The 15,719-nt window shown below is 50.0% G+C and carries 16 protein-coding genes and 1 pseudogene; 11 read left to right on the top strand and 6 right to left on the bottom strand.

Annotation, left to right across the window (positions count from 1 at the left end):
- Positions 1–53 precede the first annotated feature (53 nt).
- The 4 genes from BN3772_RS23360 (at position 54) to BN3772_RS23375 (ending at position 4,122) form a co-directional block, all read left to right on the top strand.
- Positions 54–971, top strand: coding sequence for an AraC family transcriptional regulator (locus BN3772_RS23360; protein ID WP_042202637.1), 918 nt, complete (start codon positions 54–56; stop codon positions 969–971).
- Between the two features lie 178 nt (positions 972–1,149).
- Positions 1,150–2,025: a DMT family transporter gene (locus BN3772_RS23365; protein WP_042202638.1), complete on the top strand. Its 876-nt coding sequence runs from the start codon at positions 1,150–1,152 to the stop codon at positions 2,023–2,025.
- Between the two features lie 117 nt (positions 2,026–2,142).
- The gene (gene cysK / locus BN3772_RS23370; protein WP_042202640.1) at positions 2,143–3,063 is read left to right on the top strand and encodes a cysteine synthase A; all 921 of its coding nucleotides are present in this window, start codon (positions 2,143–2,145) and stop codon (positions 3,061–3,063) included.
- A 21-nt stretch (positions 3,064–3,084) separates the two neighbouring features.
- Positions 3,085–4,122, top strand: a complete 1,038-nt coding sequence (locus BN3772_RS23375; RefSeq protein WP_042202641.1) for a hypothetical protein — start codon at positions 3,085–3,087, stop codon at positions 4,120–4,122.
- Between the two features lie 965 nt (positions 4,123–5,087).
- On the opposite strand, the gene BN3772_RS23380 is transcribed toward BN3772_RS23375, so the two are convergent.
- From BN3772_RS23380 to BN3772_RS23395, 4 genes are all read right to left on the bottom strand, one after another.
- Positions 5,088–5,642: a VanZ family protein gene (locus BN3772_RS23380; RefSeq protein WP_052380665.1), complete on the bottom strand. Its 555-nt coding sequence runs from the start codon at positions 5,640–5,642 to the stop codon at positions 5,088–5,090.
- Positions 5,643–5,689: 47 nt separating this feature from the next.
- Positions 5,690–6,553, bottom strand: coding sequence for a D-Ala-D-Ala carboxypeptidase VanY (locus BN3772_RS23385; RefSeq protein ID WP_042202642.1), 864 nt, complete (start codon positions 6,551–6,553; stop codon positions 5,690–5,692).
- Between the two features lie 120 nt (positions 6,554–6,673).
- The gene (locus BN3772_RS23390; RefSeq protein ID WP_042202643.1) at positions 6,674–7,768 is read right to left on the bottom strand and encodes a sensor histidine kinase; all 1,095 of its coding nucleotides are present in this window, start codon (positions 7,766–7,768) and stop codon (positions 6,674–6,676) included.
- Positions 7,761–8,456 (bottom strand): response regulator transcription factor, encoded by a 696-nt coding sequence (locus BN3772_RS23395; RefSeq protein WP_039872408.1) that lies wholly within the window; start codon positions 8,454–8,456, stop codon positions 7,761–7,763. Before BN3772_RS23395 ends, BN3772_RS23390 begins: the two co-directional genes overlap by 8 nt.
- A 250-nt stretch (positions 8,457–8,706) precedes the next feature.
- Between BN3772_RS23395 and BN3772_RS23400 the strand changes: the two genes are divergently transcribed.
- The 6 genes from BN3772_RS23400 (at position 8,707) to BN3772_RS23425 (ending at position 12,627) form a co-directional block, all read left to right on the top strand.
- Positions 8,707–9,612, top strand: coding sequence for a sensor histidine kinase (locus BN3772_RS23400; RefSeq protein WP_244444822.1), 906 nt, complete (start codon positions 8,707–8,709; stop codon positions 9,610–9,612).
- The gene (locus tag BN3772_RS23405; RefSeq protein ID WP_042202644.1) at positions 9,581–10,246 is read left to right on the top strand and encodes a response regulator; all 666 of its coding nucleotides are present in this window, start codon (positions 9,581–9,583) and stop codon (positions 10,244–10,246) included. The genes BN3772_RS23400 and BN3772_RS23405 overlap by 32 nt, the downstream gene beginning before the upstream one ends.
- A 43-nt stretch (positions 10,247–10,289) precedes the next feature.
- On the top strand, positions 10,290–10,943 hold the full coding sequence (locus BN3772_RS23410; protein ID WP_244444823.1) for a YcnI family copper-binding membrane protein: 654 nt from the start codon (positions 10,290–10,292) through the stop codon (positions 10,941–10,943).
- A 179-nt stretch (positions 10,944–11,122) separates the two neighbouring features.
- Positions 11,123–11,617, top strand: coding sequence for an SMI1/KNR4 family protein (locus tag BN3772_RS23415; RefSeq protein WP_042202646.1), 495 nt, complete (start codon positions 11,123–11,125; stop codon positions 11,615–11,617).
- A 52-nt stretch (positions 11,618–11,669) separates the two neighbouring features.
- Positions 11,670–12,122: a hypothetical protein gene (locus BN3772_RS23420; protein ID WP_042202648.1), complete on the top strand. Its 453-nt coding sequence runs from the start codon at positions 11,670–11,672 to the stop codon at positions 12,120–12,122.
- 49 nt (positions 12,123–12,171) lie between these two features.
- Positions 12,172–12,627, top strand: coding sequence for a hypothetical protein (locus BN3772_RS23425; protein ID WP_042202650.1), 456 nt, complete (start codon positions 12,172–12,174; stop codon positions 12,625–12,627).
- 505 nt (positions 12,628–13,132) lie between these two features.
- On the opposite strand, the gene BN3772_RS23430 is transcribed toward BN3772_RS23425, so the two are convergent.
- Entirely contained in the window at positions 13,133–14,236 is a 1,104-nt protein-coding gene (locus tag BN3772_RS23430) for a PRK06851 family protein (RefSeq protein WP_042202652.1), read from the bottom strand.
- Between the two features lie 262 nt (positions 14,237–14,498).
- Here BN3772_RS23430 and BN3772_RS23435 point away from each other — a divergent pair, with 262 nt between their 5' ends.
- On the top strand, positions 14,499–15,044 hold the full coding sequence (locus tag BN3772_RS23435; protein ID WP_042202654.1) for a hypothetical protein: 546 nt from the start codon (positions 14,499–14,501) through the stop codon (positions 15,042–15,044).
- Positions 15,045–15,374: 330 nt separating this feature from the next.
- Here the strand turns inward: BN3772_RS23435 and BN3772_RS31380 are convergent.
- Positions 15,375–15,719 (bottom strand): annotated as a pseudogene (locus BN3772_RS31380) (hypothetical protein); the annotation flags it as partial.

The raw sequence follows: 15,719 nt of genomic DNA on the forward strand, positions 1-15,719 counted from the left end.
AGCATCTGCTTGCTATGCTTGATAGCAGAAGACAGAAGATGAGGGGATACCGGATGAACAACGATTATAAGCAGCGTATCGGGGCAGTTCTGCAATTTATTGAAGAACATATTGGAGAGGACATCAGGCTGGACACGCTCGCAGAGGTTTCCAGCTTTTCCAAATATCATTTTTCCAGAGTGTTCTCCGCCATTATGCATAAAAGCCCGGTGAACTATCTGACGGAAAGAAGACTGCAGCATGCAGCAGCCTATCTGACCACGACCAGCAAAACGATGCTGGATATATCCGCGCTGTGCGGATTCAATTCGCTCTCGAGCTTCAATGCCGCGTTCAAAAAGGCTTATAACACCACGCCCAGCGCCATGCGTAAATCCTTACTCAATCCTAGCAACATTCCGTCAGTCACCGGCAATAAACCGGAAGAATTGTCAACCTCCAAAGATTATGATTTGAAGAGTACCAGCAATAATTTTCTAAGGAGAGTGTGGGGAATGAACATTGAGCTAAAGGAGCTACCAGGCTATAAGGTGGCCTATGTAAGGCATGTCGGCAGCTATCTTGAAACGTATAAGGCTTGGGAAACGCTCGGGGCATGGGTGCGGAGCAGCGGTCTGCCGGCTGCAGAAACTTTTATCGGCATATCGCTGGATGATCCCGGTGTAACTGACGAGAGCTTATGCAGGTATGATGCCTGTATAACGGTTCCGGATGGATTTACGGCGGAGGGGGATGCGGGTATTTCGTTTAGAGACTTGCCCGGCGGTACGTATGCGCTCTATAAGTTCTATGACACCATCGACAAGCTGGCCATTGCGTATCAGAGTGTGTACGGCGGGTGGCTGCCTTCAAGCGGGTATGAGCCTGATGACCGTGACGCTCTCGAGTTCTGTATGAATGATCCCTATTCTGACCCTGAGGGCAAGGCCAAAGTTGATCTGTATGTCCCTATCAGACGGACCCTATGCTAAACTATGGCTTTCGTGTAAAATGTAATGAAATTATGCTTTTGAAAGTGAGTTGAACAGTAATGATGGCTGCACCGCGGTTTGAGTATGATGTACCAGCAGTTCTTCTTCCTTAACGGCAGAAAACTGCAACTCCGTTAAGGACAAACAAGGACTTGTCTAACAAACGGAGGGTACACAAATGAAGAAGTCGAAGGTAATGGGATCATTGTTTTTATCACTGGCTGCCAGCATCTGGGGCGGTATGTATGTTGTTGTAAAGCATGTGGTTGAGGTTGTGCCGCCGCTCGAAATCGTGTGGCTCCGCTATTTGATTGCCATTATTGCCCTGCTGATTATCGGCGTTGTGACCAAGCAGCCGTGGCGTATTGCCAAACGGGATATGCTGCTGATTATTATGATAGGCTTGATTGGCAACACAGTCTCCATCCTTACACAGGAAGCGGGCACTATGCTCTCTACTGCACAGATGGGCGCTATCATTACTTCAACGACACCGGCGTTTATGGTGCTGTTTGCCCGGATCATCCTTAATGAGCGGATTACGCTCCAAAAAGCATTGTCGATCATTTTGGCAACTACAGGTGTAGGTGTTATTGTAGGAACCGGGAGTATTGATCCTTCGCTGCGGCTTGGCGGCATTTCTCTGCTTGTTGCGGCACTTACCTGGGCACTAATGTCTGTCCTCGTAAAAAAAGTGCCGGGACAATACTCGCCGATTGTTGTCACGTTCTACAGTATCCTCGTAGCGTTTGCTGTGATTACTCCGTTTACGGTAAGCCGGCTCCCAAGGCTCGATCTCCAGGCGATGCTGCACCCGTCGATCTGGGGCGGTCTGCTGTATCTGGGGATTATTTCGACAGCCTGCGGCTTTCTGCTGTGGAACCGCGGCCTGCAGCTGCTGAATGCATCCAGCGGCGGATTATTTTTCTTCCTGCAGCCGGTCGTCGGTACACTGCTGGGGTGGCTGCTGCTTGGTGAACAGATTGGTTTGACTTTTTGGACAGGCACCGCATTTATATTTATAGGTGTACTATTGGTTGTCCGGGAGAAATGAGTGACCGGGAAATGTAACAGTTAAGTAAACGGCGGCGGTCAGGGACTTGTTCACACAGGTCCTTGGCTGCCGTTAATTGTATAATGGATATCATGAAGGCTAAGGGAGGACGAAAGGATGACATTAAAAGTAGTGAATAACATCGCCGAGCTGATCGGGGATACACCGGCTGTGCGGCTTAACTGCCTGACCGGCCCTGATGATGCGGAAGTATACGTAAAGCTGGAGATGTTCAATCCCAGCGGCAGTGTAAAAGACCGTGCGGCCTATAATTTGATCCTTCAGGCGGAGCTGGACGGACGGCTGCAGCCGGGCGGAACGATCATCGAGCCGACCAGCGGCAATACCGGCATTGGCCTTGCGATGAATGCTGCGGCAAAGGGCTATAAGGCCATTCTCGTTATGCCTGACAACATGACGAAGGAGCGGATCAACATCCTGAAGGCTTATGGCGCTGAAGTGGTGCTGACTCCGGCAGCAGAGCGGATGCCTGGCGCAATTGCCAAAGCGCTGGCGCTGGGTGCAGCCACTCCGGGCAGCTTCATCCCGCAGCAGTTCGAGAATGCTGCCAACCCGGATATTCACCGCACGACGACCGCGCCGGAAATTCTGGAGCAGATGGAAGGACGGCTTGACGTGTTTGTAGCCACCTCGGGAACCGGAGGAACCATTACCGGGACTGGCGAGGTGCTGCGCCGGGAGCTGCCGGGCATCCGGGTGGTCGTTGTTGAGCCGTACGGTTCACCGGTGCTGTCCGGCGGACAGCCCGGTCCGCATAAGCTGGTCGGCACAAGCCCCGGCTTCATCCCGGCAATCCTCAACACAGAGGTGTATGATGAAATCGTTCAGGTGGAGGACGAAGCTGCACTGGAGACTGTCCGTGCGCTCGCCGGTAAGGAAGGAATCCTGATTGGTCCTTCCGGCGGTGCAGCCGTCTGGACCGCACTGCAGGAAGCGCGCCGGCTTGGCCCCGGCAAGCGGGTACTGTGTATTGCACCGGATACAGGGGAACGCTATCTGAGTATGGGAATATTCTAATTCCCGGACGGAGGGAATAAGATGAGGCAAAAGATGAGAGGATATCATGGATTCAAGACACCCGGCATGTCTAAGCGAATGAAGCCGGCTGCTGTGCTAGCGGCTGTTATGGCAGTTACTCTGAGTCTTGCAGGTTGTTCAGATACTGGCGGCGGGCAGAATGCTAATCAGGGAGATGCAAGTCCGGTTGCGTCAGCAACTGCTGCTGCTGGAGCTGGAGTGTCCACGGCTGCTCCAGCCGCCGCGGAGACGCAAACGCCTGGTCCGGCGGCTACGCCTGCCGAGGCGGCGGTGCTAGATCCGGCTGCGCTGCAGCCGGTGTTCGGGTTTGCCGGGGAAGCCGGCAGGCAAATCCTTGTCACCCGGGAGGCAAATGGCGAGGAAGGGCAGATGCAGGCACTTGATGCTGCTATAGGCAGCAGCGGGCAGGTGCTCAAGGTGCGGTTCGCAGAGTGGCAGTCGGGCAATGACCAGAACAACGGCCGGGAGCTGGCCGTTAATCTGCCGAATATATCCGGCTATGTATTTACGGCCGATGGCGATGCTGCGGTTCCGGATGAGACCTATTATCTCGTGGATTCCTCAGCCTTCAATCTGGAGGCCCTGATCCCGGTTGAACCTGAACCTGCTGAGAGTGAGCAGCTGCCTGAAGCTGATCCGGTACGCAACAGCATAACGGATGCCAAGCACCGGGAGATCTATTCTGCCTGGAAGCTGGCCTCTCTGCCGCCGGGCCGGGAGCTATACCTTGTCCAGTTTGTACGACAGAACAAGGATATGCTGTTCAGCCTGGTGCTTGAGGAAGAAGGCAAGCTCAGCTTCATGGATTACCCGGCCGAGATCACCGACAACGAGTACTCGGTCTGGCGTGTCGATGACGGAGGTGAGATCATCCCGCAGATGTTCTCGCTGCTGTTGGCAGCCAGGACAGCCGATGGTCTGCTGCTAGGTGTGAATTGGTTCGGCGCAGAGGGGATCAACAGCTTTTTCCTGAAGCAGAGCGGAGAGATGTTTAAGGAGCTGGATATCCAGTACGGCCGGTATACTTCGCCGCTGTAGCTGTAAATGGAAAAGTCGATGATGTAGAAGGAGCTGACGCTTTCGAGGCTAACATCGATGATGTAGTTGTAGCTGTGGCTGTAGCAGTAGCTGTAGTTGTAGAGGTAGCAGTAACTGCAGATGTAGATGAAGTGTCAATGACGTAGATGGAGCTGAGGTTTTCGAGGCTAACATCGATGATGTAATTGTGGCTGTTGCTGTAGCAGTAGCTGTAGCTGTAGAGGTAGCAGTAACTGCAGAAATAGATGAAGTGTCAATGACGTAGATGGAGCTGAGGTTTTCGAGGCTAACATCGATGATGTAATTGTGGCTGTATCTGTAGATGTACCTGTAGTTGTAGTTGTAGCTGTAGATGCAGATGCAGATGTGGATGTAGCTGTAGATGTTTCGAGGCTAACATCGATGATGTAACTGTACCTGTAGGGTATAAGTCTCTGCTGTCACGGCTAATCTCAAAGTTGCTAATTCTTCACTGGTGCGTCCTGCCTTTAGTTTGATTTTCGCCACTTAAATTCAGTGAAAATTGGTTTTTTCACCCATTAGGTGGAAAAAAGTCACTTATTTCAGCCCTAAACCCGGTTTTAGATCAGATGGAGTGATATTAAGTGTCCTTTTTCCAGCTAATCGTCCCGTTCCAGCGTTTGCTAGAGAATTAGGTGACATCTTTCCACTTAATTTGTTTAGCAACAGCCTGGAACACCCGATTCCATCAAACAGCAGCCAACAGCCTGCCGGCACATAAGCACGCCAGCCCATACATTGCCGCTATTGCTTTACTGTAACGGCCAGCCCATACATTGCCGCTATTGCTTTACTGTAACGGCCAGCCCATACACTGCCGCTATTGCTTTACTGTAACGGCCAGCCCGTACATTGCCGCTATTGCTTTACTGTAACGGCCAGCCCATACACTACCCGCCGTCACTATACTGTAACGGCCAGCCCATACATTACCCGCCATCACTTTACTGTGACGGCCGGGTTTTTTGGCCTGCGCGCCACATTCGTAGCAGGACATAGCCGAGCAGACCGCCTAAGGTGTTAAGTAGCAGATCGTCGACGTCGAACGTTCCGATTGAGAACAGCCCTTGCGCACATTCAAGCACAGCGCTTAACCCGAAGGAGCGTATCATTACGCCGAACCAGGAAAGCTGCCGGTTAGAGGACAGCAGGGCAATGAAGATGCCATAAGGCATAAACAACGCAATATTTCCCGCAAAGTTCACCAGCTTGGTCACGGTAATGGGATCAAACGTATTGAAGACCGTTTCGAGCGGAGTGAAGTTGCCCAGCCGCAGCTGGCGCAGAATCGTATCCGGACTGCGCTGCAGCTGATGCCACAGAAACCGGTAATCAATCGGACTGAACTTGAACAGGATGATTTTGAACAATACATAAATATAGACGGCAAACAAGGCTTGCAGACCGGCCGAACGGAGCTTGGCTAAAGAGGCAGACTGCTGGTCGCGGCTTTTCACAGAAGCAGCTTTTTTTTCACACATGACTCTGGTCTGGTTCATAATGGACTCTCCTTTCTAAGGTGAAGGATGCTGCGGTGAGCACGGTATTATAGCTGTGACGTGACGATTACACCGTCCATGTTGTTGCCGGATATGTCATATTGCTGCCCGGCAGGTATGGGGATGAAGGCGCTGCTGCCGTCAACAGAATGGTAAGAAATCTGGTATAGAGTTCCCTTAACCTTTACCGTAAAAGACTGCTGCTCCTTCAGGAATGTAAGATATTCCTCCAGTGTAAAGTGCTTGTCGCGCATAATGATGCTGTGCGGCAAGCCGACATAACGGAAATGCCAGGGCTCGTACTGGATACCCGTGATGTCCGACTTATCCTTGGGATAACGGAGGATGAATCCATAATCCCAGGCGTTAGCCTCCAGCCATTGCCCTTCTGGCGCACGGCTCATCTCCATCTGCGAGGACCCGATATCCAGGGACAGCCCGAGGTTATGCTCGCTGTGGCCGGGCGGAAGGGCATAATCGGCTCCTTTTTCCTCATAGAGCTGCTTCTGTTTGTCCGTATCCCGGTAGCCGCTGCTGATCAGAAACTGGCTGACACCATCTCCGGCTGCTGCTTCTACCATTCTAGAAAATTGTAAGGCCACTGTTTTGGAGAGGCGTGTGCCGTTATCAAGCAGCGCGTAGCCTGTGGTCAGCTCCCTGAGCTCTTCCAGGCTAATGATGTCGGACGTGACACCGTCCGGGTACACAGGATAATCCTTGTTAACCAGCAGCAGATTGCCCTTGTGCACACGGTTTGCCGAAACGGCAGTCAGATCAGACTGCTTTCCCTCCCCGCTTATGATCTGCACCATCTGCAGACCGCCAGCCGGTGCACGGGTTCCGTTCATTTGCTGCAGAGCCTCCCAGCCCAGTAATGCCGCCAAAACCGCACAAAAAACCCGCTTCTTCATTCCGGCTTCCTCCTTGTCCTGATAAATCAAGATTAAGGGGCAGCGCTTAAAAAGAAGCGGGGTAAAAATAAATTTTTTCTTAAAATCCGGATGGAGGTGAAGAGGCAGACTGACTGCTGCTTACATACCCAGCGGAAGCTTTACTACAAAGCTTGTGCGAACCGGATCGCTGGCTACCGAAATCACACCTTTGTGCTGCTCGACAATGTTTTTGGCGATGAACAGGCCAAGCCCGGTGCTGCCTTCCTGATGGCTCCGCACCCGGTCCCCTGTGTAAAACATATCAAACACATACGGTAAATCCGCAGGCAGGATACTGCCGCCATAATTCGTTACCCGGACGACTGCCTGCCCCTCTTCTTCGTTGCAGCTGATGTCAACATACTGGCCGTCCTTGCCGTAACGGACCGCATTGGTCAGGAGGTTCTCGAATACACGGGCCAGCAGCTCCCCGTCGCCCTGGATCTCCATCACCGGAGCAAGCTCCAGTCGGGCGGTCAGCCCGTTGTTGTCCAGCAGCGGGTACAGCTCTTCATGAAGCTGGATGAGCAGCTCGCTCAAATCGAGCGGCCTGCTGTCGATCTTGAGCATGCCGTAGTTCATCCGGGTAAGCTCAAACAGCTCGTCGATCAGCCGCTCCAGCCGCCTTGATTTGGTGTACGCGATAGAGGTGTAGTGCCTTACCTGCTCGGCAGATAACGCTTCATCCTTCAGCACATAATCGAGATAACCCAGCACAGAGGTCAGCGGGGTACGCAGGTCATGTGCCAGATTGAGGACCAGCTGGTCCTTACTGTTCTCGGCAAAATCCCCGCGCTCCACCGCCTGCTGCAGCTTGCCGCTGGCCACATTAAGATCGGCGGCAATGTCGCCGAATTCATCCTTAGAGGGGATCGTGATCCTGCTGGTGAAGTTACCTTCCGCCAGCTGGCGGATCTGCTGGGAGATCTCGCGGAAATAACGTGCATAAGGCTTCGTGAACAGATAGAAGAAGACCAGGGCCAACGGTACAAAAAAGATCAGGAAAAAATTCAGATCCCCGATGTTGCTGATCATATAACGGAACCGGGCGAGCGGGTCTTCGGCCAATACAGTGGAGGTATAATACAGCTGCAGGATCTTGTACAGCGCATAGGTGATAACACCGGAGCAGAGCATGCTAAGCATGAGCAGGAAGATCATCTGGAAGCGGAAGCTGCGGAACCTTTTAGCCATTGAACGTATAACCTACTCCCCATATGGTTTTGATCAGTTTGTTCTTGTTCTGCTCTTCTCCCAGCTTCTTGCGGAGGGTGCGAATGTGGACCATAACCGTATTTCCGCTCTCAAAATAAGCCTCGCCCCACACCTGCTGGAACAGGTTCTCCGCGCTGAACACCTTCTTCGGATAGCTGGCCAGCAGGTACAAAATGTCGAATTCCTTGGGAGTCAGCTCTACATTCGTTCCGAACAGCTCCACCGTCCGTCGGTCAGGGTCAATGACCAGTCCGCCGGACTCCAGCACCGGCCTGCGCTCTGCCTGCGGCTGGTTAAGCTGCATAAAGCGCCGCAGCTGCGCATTCACCCGGGCAACCAGCTCCATCGGGTTAAACGGCTTGGTCATATAGTCGTCAGCGCCGATAACCAGCCCGGTGATTTTGTCGAGGTCCGAGGTTTTGGCACTCAGAAAAATAATCGGCAGCTGATGCTGCTCCCGGATCTGCCGGGTCACCTCATGCCCGTCGAGGCCAGGCATCATAATATCAAGTACCGCCAGATCAATATGGCGGGATTGGACCGCTTGGACTGCGGCTTTGCCGTCGGTCACCTTGACCGTGTGATAGCCCTCTTTTTCCAGATGAAGAGCTACCAGACCGGCAATTTCGGCATCGTCGTCGGCAATAAGGATGGTTATCCGTTTCATTTCGTGTTCGCTCCTGTAATAATAAACTTGGCTACGCGCATACATAGCGCTTTGCTCCTAGTGTACCTTATCGGAAGTTGTTTCGCGAACAGGAATGTTGAATAATAGAATAGGCTGTACATAATACATGTGGTGTATCAGGATGTGCTGCGTTTTCCGGCAGGCATCTGACAAGATTTAAAATACTTAATTTTGTAACATTTAGGGTGGAGGCATAGCCCGAAAGAGTCATGCCTTGGGCAGGCTGGCAGTGATAAATTTAACTAAGGATTGGGAGGGGACGGCAACGTATACGACAATTAAGCTGCTGATTCTGCTGATTCCCACATTAATGGTCGGGATCTGGGAGTTCGTGCGCCACCAGTTTCTGATGCCGTACATCTCAATGGATATGGGGAATTACTTGACGCCGGTGCTTGTGTTCGTGTTCAGTGTTATTTTGCTGCTGCCGCTGTTCCGGATTATGGAGCGCAATCAGCAGGAGTTGGAACAGAAGCGAGCGGCAACAACGGCTATGAAAGCACGGGAAGGGCTGGCGAAGGAGCTGCATGACGGGATGGCACAGTCGCTGTTTCTGTTATCTGTACGGATCGACCGGCTGGAGCAGAACCAGATGAAGGGCGCAGTCAGCGCAGAAAATGTGGATCAGCTGAAAAAAACCGTGCATGAAGTGAACCGCTATGTACGCCAGGCGATCGCCAGCCTCAAGGTGCCGGTCTCGGGTGAAGATGATTTTTCCCTGGAACGGTCGGTGCAGGAGCAGCTGAAGCAAATTGCCGGTGAGGTAATGATCGGGGTCGCGCTTGATTGGCAGCTGCAGGCGGATGCCCTGACCAGTAAAGAGCAGGCCGAGCTCCTGTCGTGCATCCGTGAGGCGGTTATTAATGTGCGGAAGCATACACGTGCCGGCCGGGTAACGATTAAGGGCACAGGTGACAAGCAGAGCTGGAAGGTAAGCATAGCCGATAACGGTGCCGGGGTTGTGCATGAGGACCCTTTTAAGGTAAATGGAAGCTACGGACTGCAGATCATGAGAGAGCGGACGGAAAGTATGGGCTGGCAGCTTAGCATGACCTCCGGTCCGGACGGAACAACTGTTGAGATAGCGAAGGGAGGGACCACAGATGAACCGCTTCCGGGTGCTGATCGTCGATGACCATGCGCATGCGCGTGAAGCGATGACCGAGATTATGTCGCTGGATGAACGTTTTGAGGTAATCGGAGCAGTCGGCAGCGGTGCCGAAGCGATTGTTATGACCGGGCAATGGATGCCGGACCTGATCCTGATTGACATCGAGATGCCGGGAATGGACGGGCTGGAAACAACACGGCGCATCAAGCTTGAATACCCGTATGTCCGGATTGTTATCGTCACCGTCTCGGATGAGATCTCCTATTTGTTTGAAGCGCTGAAGCAGGGCGCACAGGGGTATCTTCTAAAAAACCTTGCCCCGTCAACCTGGATTGAGTATTTACTGGCAATTGTGAGCGAGGAGGTTCCGCTGAGCCGGGAGCTGGCTTTTCAGATTCTGAAGGAATTTGCTGTAACCTCAGGCAAGGAGGAGCGGGAAGCATTAACGGCGCGCGAGAAGGAAATACTGGGCTGTGTATCCTCCGGCTCCACAAATAAAGAGATTGCTGCAACCCTTGGAATCTCAGAGCATACGGTCAAAAACCACCTTAAGAACATTTTGCAAAAGCTGCAGCTCCAGAACCGTACGCAGCTGACCCGTTATGCCCTTGAGCAGGGACTGGCAGTGAAGGACCGGGATTTTCCGCGGAAAAGATAAATCAATATAGATGATAAAGAACATCCATTGAGGGGGAACTAACTTGAATAAACTGCTTCGTAAACTACTCACACTCGCTGCCCCGATGGCAGCTGCACTATCCTTATTCGCTGCTGTAGCCAGCGCACATGTGACTGTATCACCGGCCGAATCGACCACAGGTGCCTGGGAGACCTATACACTAAAAGTCCCGTCAGAAAAAGAGGCGGCTACCACACAGATTGATCTGCGTATGCCGGAAGGTGCCGAGTTCAAGCAATATGAAACGGTACCGGGCTGGACAGTAACCGTCGAGGGCAACAAAATCAGCTGGATCTCCACCGGAGAAGGCATATCGGCCGGCCAGTTCCAACGCTTCTACTTCACAGCCAAGAACCCGGATGCCGCGGGCGATATCGCCTGGGATGCCTACCAGCATTATGCGGACGGGAGTCTGGTGCAGTGGTCCGGTGAAGAAGGCAGCGACACGCCGCATTCCATTACTGAGATTGTAGCAGCGGCGGCGGGCAGCGACAGCCATTCCCACGGGGCAACAGGTTCGGCACACTCCGGCTCGATGACGATGGATGAGCACGAGGCGATCATGGAGAATACGGAATCCGGCAGCACTTCACCGATGGTATACATTACGCTGGGGATTTCCCTGCTGGCCTTCCTGCTGTCGGCGATCGCGCTGCTGCGGGGGAAGAAGGAGTAGGGCAGGGATAGACAACGGAATAGCTATGTGAAGATAAGTAACTGCGGAATGCTTAGTCCTTTGCCGGGATGGGGGTTTCGCAGTTTTTTGTTGTGTAGATGGTTATGTATGTATAAATTAGATTTAGAGAAGGGAATAGCTTGCGTATTTCGCATGCATGCGAGTTTCGAGGAGGAGCTATGATCAAAGAACTTATTGTTGAAATCAGCCGTATGGAAGGCTGTGAGCTGCTGCCGCCTGCGGGAATACCGGAAATAATGAACGAGAACCACCGGTTGCCTGCAGACCTGCTGGAATTTTATTCAATTTGCGGCGGGGCAGTCCTGTTTGGTGGAGCAGACTATGCCATTACCCTCGTTCCGCCAGATCAGTTTGCACCTGCCAATCCGGTTATAGTAGGGGAACTCTTTGAAGAGGATATAAGTGCATCCTGGTACATTATAGGAGATGCCGGAGAGGGGGATTATATTACGATCGATTTAGCAGCCGGCCGGCTCGGCAGGAGCTATCAGAGCTTTCATGAAACGCACGGGTTAATCGGAGACTGTCCGGTTATTGCCGAATGTTTTACCAGCTTGCTCCAGTATCTGCTTGCCAACCAGGGCGGGTATTTTTATTGGCTAAAAGATGAATTTATCTCTTTGGGCGATGCTTATGATGGTGAAGGGGGATGAATGGTGGGTGGAGCAGGAAAATTTGCCAGTGAGGATGAGGAAGTGACCTAGTATGAAAAGGATATTTTTTGTGAGTTATAAAAATATGATTTTAGGCTGTTTATTTTATCTCTCATGTTCTTTCGTTCCATTCATCATAATTAAATTTGGAAACTATGAGAGTTCAACAAATAGTATGATCGTAATTTTTTGGAGCTTATTTTTAGTTGTTTTTGGCTATTTTTCATACTTCGATAAGAGAGTGTATTTTAATGATGAAGGAGTAAGATACCAATCCTTATTAAAAAATAAATTTATCAGGTGGGATGAAGTGCAGGAAGTCGGGCTTGCTATTTATTCTCCTTTTTCCGGTAACAGATCCGTAGACTTTTTATGTATTTCTACTCAACAGGCGGTAACCGGCAGGATGCTTATTGCTATGAAAGATCACAGCATTTATATGAACTACAGAAAATCGCTGATCCCGCTCATCCAGAAATATTGGTCTGGTGAGATTATAAAGTGAGCTGTTTGCCTCGGAATTGATTGATGATTAACCCTAAGGAGTAAAAAACATGTCCATATCCGCATGGATTGATATTTATTTAAGCGAACAGAGTGGCGCCAAACTATCAGCCTTGGACTTAATGAAGCAGTTTGCAAAAGAAGGCTGGGATTACGCTGACCGTAACGGAGAAGTCACATTTCTGCCCTTAGGGGACGGAGACCATTTTAACTGGCAGAGTGAAGCTGTGGATAGCGACTGTATCTTGAATATCATTGAACTGAAACAGGCACAACAAGAAATGGTGGGTATCCAGTTGTTGCTGAGGGATTCTGAGATTAGATGCGATATGCTGATGTTTAACACCACACGTATAGGTTTCAGTCTATCGATAGCCAGAAAGAGTATTGGAATTCAGGTTGGTATAGATATGACTGATTTTAGCTGGTACTTGAAAAGAATATTGCCGGTTTTTAAAAATGCAGGCTTGCAGGTTGAGCGGGTACAATGTGAACAAATCGTCTAATAAATCACAGTTTTATGATTAATTGTACCTTACTGGAAAAAGATAGAGTCATGGAATCATGCAAATACAGACTTCTGGTAGTGGAAGGTATGGAATCAATTGAATTATTGGTTACTGAGTGTGAAGAGGGTAGCTTTCAGAAGCTGCTAAATACAAAGCTCAAACCGTTTCTCGAACAGGGTGTTAAGGTTTTGATTGATTTAATGAATTTATAAAGGAAAGAAGGGAATCAAATTAATAAAAGATGGAAGTATTACATACCTGTTTACATTGTCGGGTACATAATTTCATTAAATGGGACTGGTGTTCCACACTGGTATTATCTGATTCCCTTAATATTAATATCTTTTTGTTTATTGCGAATTGGTGGTAACGGGATCTACTATATAGCAGAAGAAAAACAGACTTTATCTCTGGCCTCGTTTAGATCGCTGAAGTACGTATTGTTTTCTATTTTACGTAGCAATCATAAAAGAATGTATGTTCGTTTATTACTTCCAACCAATCAAACTCCCCGGCTTGCTGCCCATTCCGACAGCTCAGTACGTACACGGTCCGTCAGCTCATCGACCACACTGAAATCCATGGCGGCAACATAAATCTTCTCTAATTGATCCCGGTGCACCTTTGCCTCGGCCAGAGCGGCTATTGCATCCTTCATCTGGGCTTTATATTGCGTGCTTACTTCAGCAAGCGCTGTGGCATAACGCTCATCTGTTCCAGGTGCAACAAGGATCTCATAGGTATCAATGATTACATCCCCTTCACGGTCCGGAAAATATTCATGCGGACTCGTGCTGTCAAAGATCGCAAAACCAAGCTCACGTACAATGACCATATCCAGACTATGGGGATCAAAGCCGCAATGATAGATTTCCGTATTGAGGCCACGCTTCTCCGCTTCAGCAGCCATTTTTTTGAGCATGGTGGATTTGCCTGTTCCTGCCCGGCCTTTGATGAATAAGCGGTTTGACAGCCCTTCTGTCAAATTAGGCACGAAGTCAACCGCCCCGGCTGGAGTCGCTGCTCCCAGAAACCGGTGCTTAACGACGGCACTTTTAGTGAGATTCGTATCTCCAAAAAGCTGCTCCAGCATTCCGGCTGTCAATAGATCCGCCTTGTTAAAGTCCATGTGCTCGATGTAAATCTTTTCCCAAGCATCATGAATCTTCAGAGCCTTAGCAAATCCGCTATACGCTGCTTTATATAAATCCGCAACCCGTTGATTAATCTCACCGATGATTTCCCGTTGATTGATTAGTGCTCCCGAATCCCACGCCGCGCCTAGGTTCACATATTCCTCAACTGCTCCCGGTGCTTTGGGTTCGATTACGTGAGGGGCAGTGCCGTCAACGATGCCCACGCTTAGCGCCGGAATAATGACCGCGTCGATGGAATCCTTATCTGATGAACAATAGATCAGCTCAATATCATATCCCTGTTCCGCCCACTCCGAGCCAATCGCCTTCATTAGGGATGATTTTCCGGTACCAGGACCGCCTTTCAAAATAAATATCCGCTGGAGTCCCTGAAGATTCGATTCAAACAAATTATAGAAACCAAGAGCTGTATTACCGCCTGCAAAATATCTTGAAATCCGCGCAGCCATACATCCACTTCCTTTCACTTTGTCGCCGGTTAGGCTATACCCTACAGTATGCGTTAGGTATTTGTAAGGTGCCTAGAGGCTAAGATGGTGTCAGGAGCGCTTTCTGGAGGTTATCAGGCTTTAGGGTAGACCCAAACATTATGCTACCTTGCACCAACTCTTCTTTGTTATCATTGGGGAATACAGCACTTAAGCAGTTTGGTAATGTGATTATTGGTAATTGGAGTAGGAGAGCGAAAGGGAGTCTTACTGAGGAGGTTTTATGAATACTACGAGAATAGAAGAGATTGTTAACGCACTTGACACAGTTAGCACTGAAATCGTTGTACCGCTGAGAGGGAAGGTTATTGACGAAGCAGCATTCAGGCGGCTTTTTGACTTAATGGATGAATTGCAGGATTTGCTTTGTGATGAAAAGCTTATGCCTAAAAAACTGGTCCGGATTTTATTTCACACATACACACAGCTTGATATGCAAGCAGGCTATGTCAGGGAAGATAAAACGAAAATAGTATTCACTTTGTATCTTGCTAAAATGAGAAGCAGAATGCGAGGGGTTTTTGGGGAGAATATACACCAGAACACTGCTGTGAAGGAGCTCTCAGCTAAAGATATTATGGAAAATTCGGGATTCACTGACTTGCAAGAAGTAATGGATGAATTTAAAAATATGATTAGTAAAGTATCTATGGTTCAAGCACCGAAATATAATGAGAAAAAGGTAAAATTTCGTTATTTTGTACGGATTGTACATCATTCAAAGATATTATTGCCGGTTGATGGAGCTGGATGCGGTAGTGCAAATTAATTAAATGGAAAATCACCATCTATTTTTCGTTAAAGACTCTATTAATAATATTAATTGGAAAAAGAGCGCTTAATTTTACTATTTTCGCGATTAAATGGGATTTTGGAGCTGAATAGGTGGTGATTTTCAAACTAATCATCATAAATTTATAGAAATGACGGATTTAAATGGAGAATATCTAACTAATTCTTTAGAATCTGCACAGTGCAGAGCTGTTAGCCACTATAGGCGTGATGTGCACATTTCAAAAGCGAATAAATAAACCTCAGACGGTTTGTCGTCTGAGGTTTATTTTGTACTAATTAAGTGTTATGTCCAAATCGCGCGAGCCTATAGCCGTTTCCGTTTATAAAATGTAATGAATGCTGCGGCCAGGAGGAGGACAACAATCGCTATGCCAGTAGTGATGGCTTCGCTGGTGCTGCCTTGCTGCTGGGTACTGCCTGGTGCACCGCCGAAGTCGCCGTCAAAGCCGCCGCCCATACCGCCGCCGAAGCCGCCACCCATGCCGCCGCCGAATTCGCGGCCGCCGGCCATGTCTCCGCCGGGGCCGTTGCCGCCCTCAGGCATGGCTGGTCCGCCCATGGAACCCGGCCCACCGCCGAAGCCGCCGTACTGGCCGGCCGGCCAGCCTTGCTCTTGCAGCGCCTTGCCCAGAGCCGCGGCGCCATCGCC

Origin of the sequence: Paenibacillus camerounensis, assembly GCF_000723885.1 — a bacterium.
Taxonomy (GTDB): Bacteria; Bacillota; Bacilli; order Paenibacillales; family Paenibacillaceae; genus Paenibacillus_AQ; species Paenibacillus_AQ camerounensis.

Excerpts from the sequence above, each read along its gene's own strand:
- BN3772_RS23360 (WP_042202637.1), top strand. The coding sequence starts at position 54 with ATGAACAACGATTATAAGCAGCGTATCGGGGCAGTTCTGCAATTTATT.
- BN3772_RS23365 (WP_042202638.1), top strand. The coding sequence starts at position 1,150 with ATGAAGAAGTCGAAGGTAATGGGATCATTGTTTTTATCACTGGCTGCC.
- cysK (WP_042202640.1), top strand. The coding sequence starts at position 2,143 with ATGACATTAAAAGTAGTGAATAACATCGCCGAGCTGATCGGGGATACA.
- BN3772_RS23375 (WP_042202641.1), top strand. The coding sequence starts at position 3,085 with ATGAGGCAAAAGATGAGAGGATATCATGGATTCAAGACACCCGGCATG.
- BN3772_RS23380 (WP_052380665.1), bottom strand. The coding sequence starts at position 5,642 with ATGAACCAGACCAGAGTCATGTGTGAAAAAAAAGCTGCTTCTGTGAAA.
- BN3772_RS23385 (WP_042202642.1), bottom strand. The coding sequence starts at position 6,553 with ATGAAGAAGCGGGTTTTTTGTGCGGTTTTGGCGGCATTACTGGGCTGG.
- BN3772_RS23390 (WP_042202643.1), bottom strand. The coding sequence starts at position 7,768 with ATGGCTAAAAGGTTCCGCAGCTTCCGCTTCCAGATGATCTTCCTGCTC.
- BN3772_RS23395 (WP_039872408.1), bottom strand. The coding sequence starts at position 8,456 with ATGAAACGGATAACCATCCTTATTGCCGACGACGATGCCGAAATTGCC.
- BN3772_RS23405 (WP_042202644.1), top strand. The coding sequence starts at position 9,581 with ATGAACCGCTTCCGGGTGCTGATCGTCGATGACCATGCGCATGCGCGT.
- BN3772_RS23415 (WP_042202646.1), top strand. The coding sequence starts at position 11,123 with ATGATCAAAGAACTTATTGTTGAAATCAGCCGTATGGAAGGCTGTGAG.
- BN3772_RS23420 (WP_042202648.1), top strand. The coding sequence starts at position 11,670 with ATGAAAAGGATATTTTTTGTGAGTTATAAAAATATGATTTTAGGCTGT.
- BN3772_RS23425 (WP_042202650.1), top strand. The coding sequence starts at position 12,172 with ATGTCCATATCCGCATGGATTGATATTTATTTAAGCGAACAGAGTGGC.
- BN3772_RS23430 (WP_042202652.1), bottom strand. The coding sequence starts at position 14,236 with ATGGCTGCGCGGATTTCAAGATATTTTGCAGGCGGTAATACAGCTCTT.
- BN3772_RS23435 (WP_042202654.1), top strand. The coding sequence starts at position 14,499 with ATGAATACTACGAGAATAGAAGAGATTGTTAACGCACTTGACACAGTT.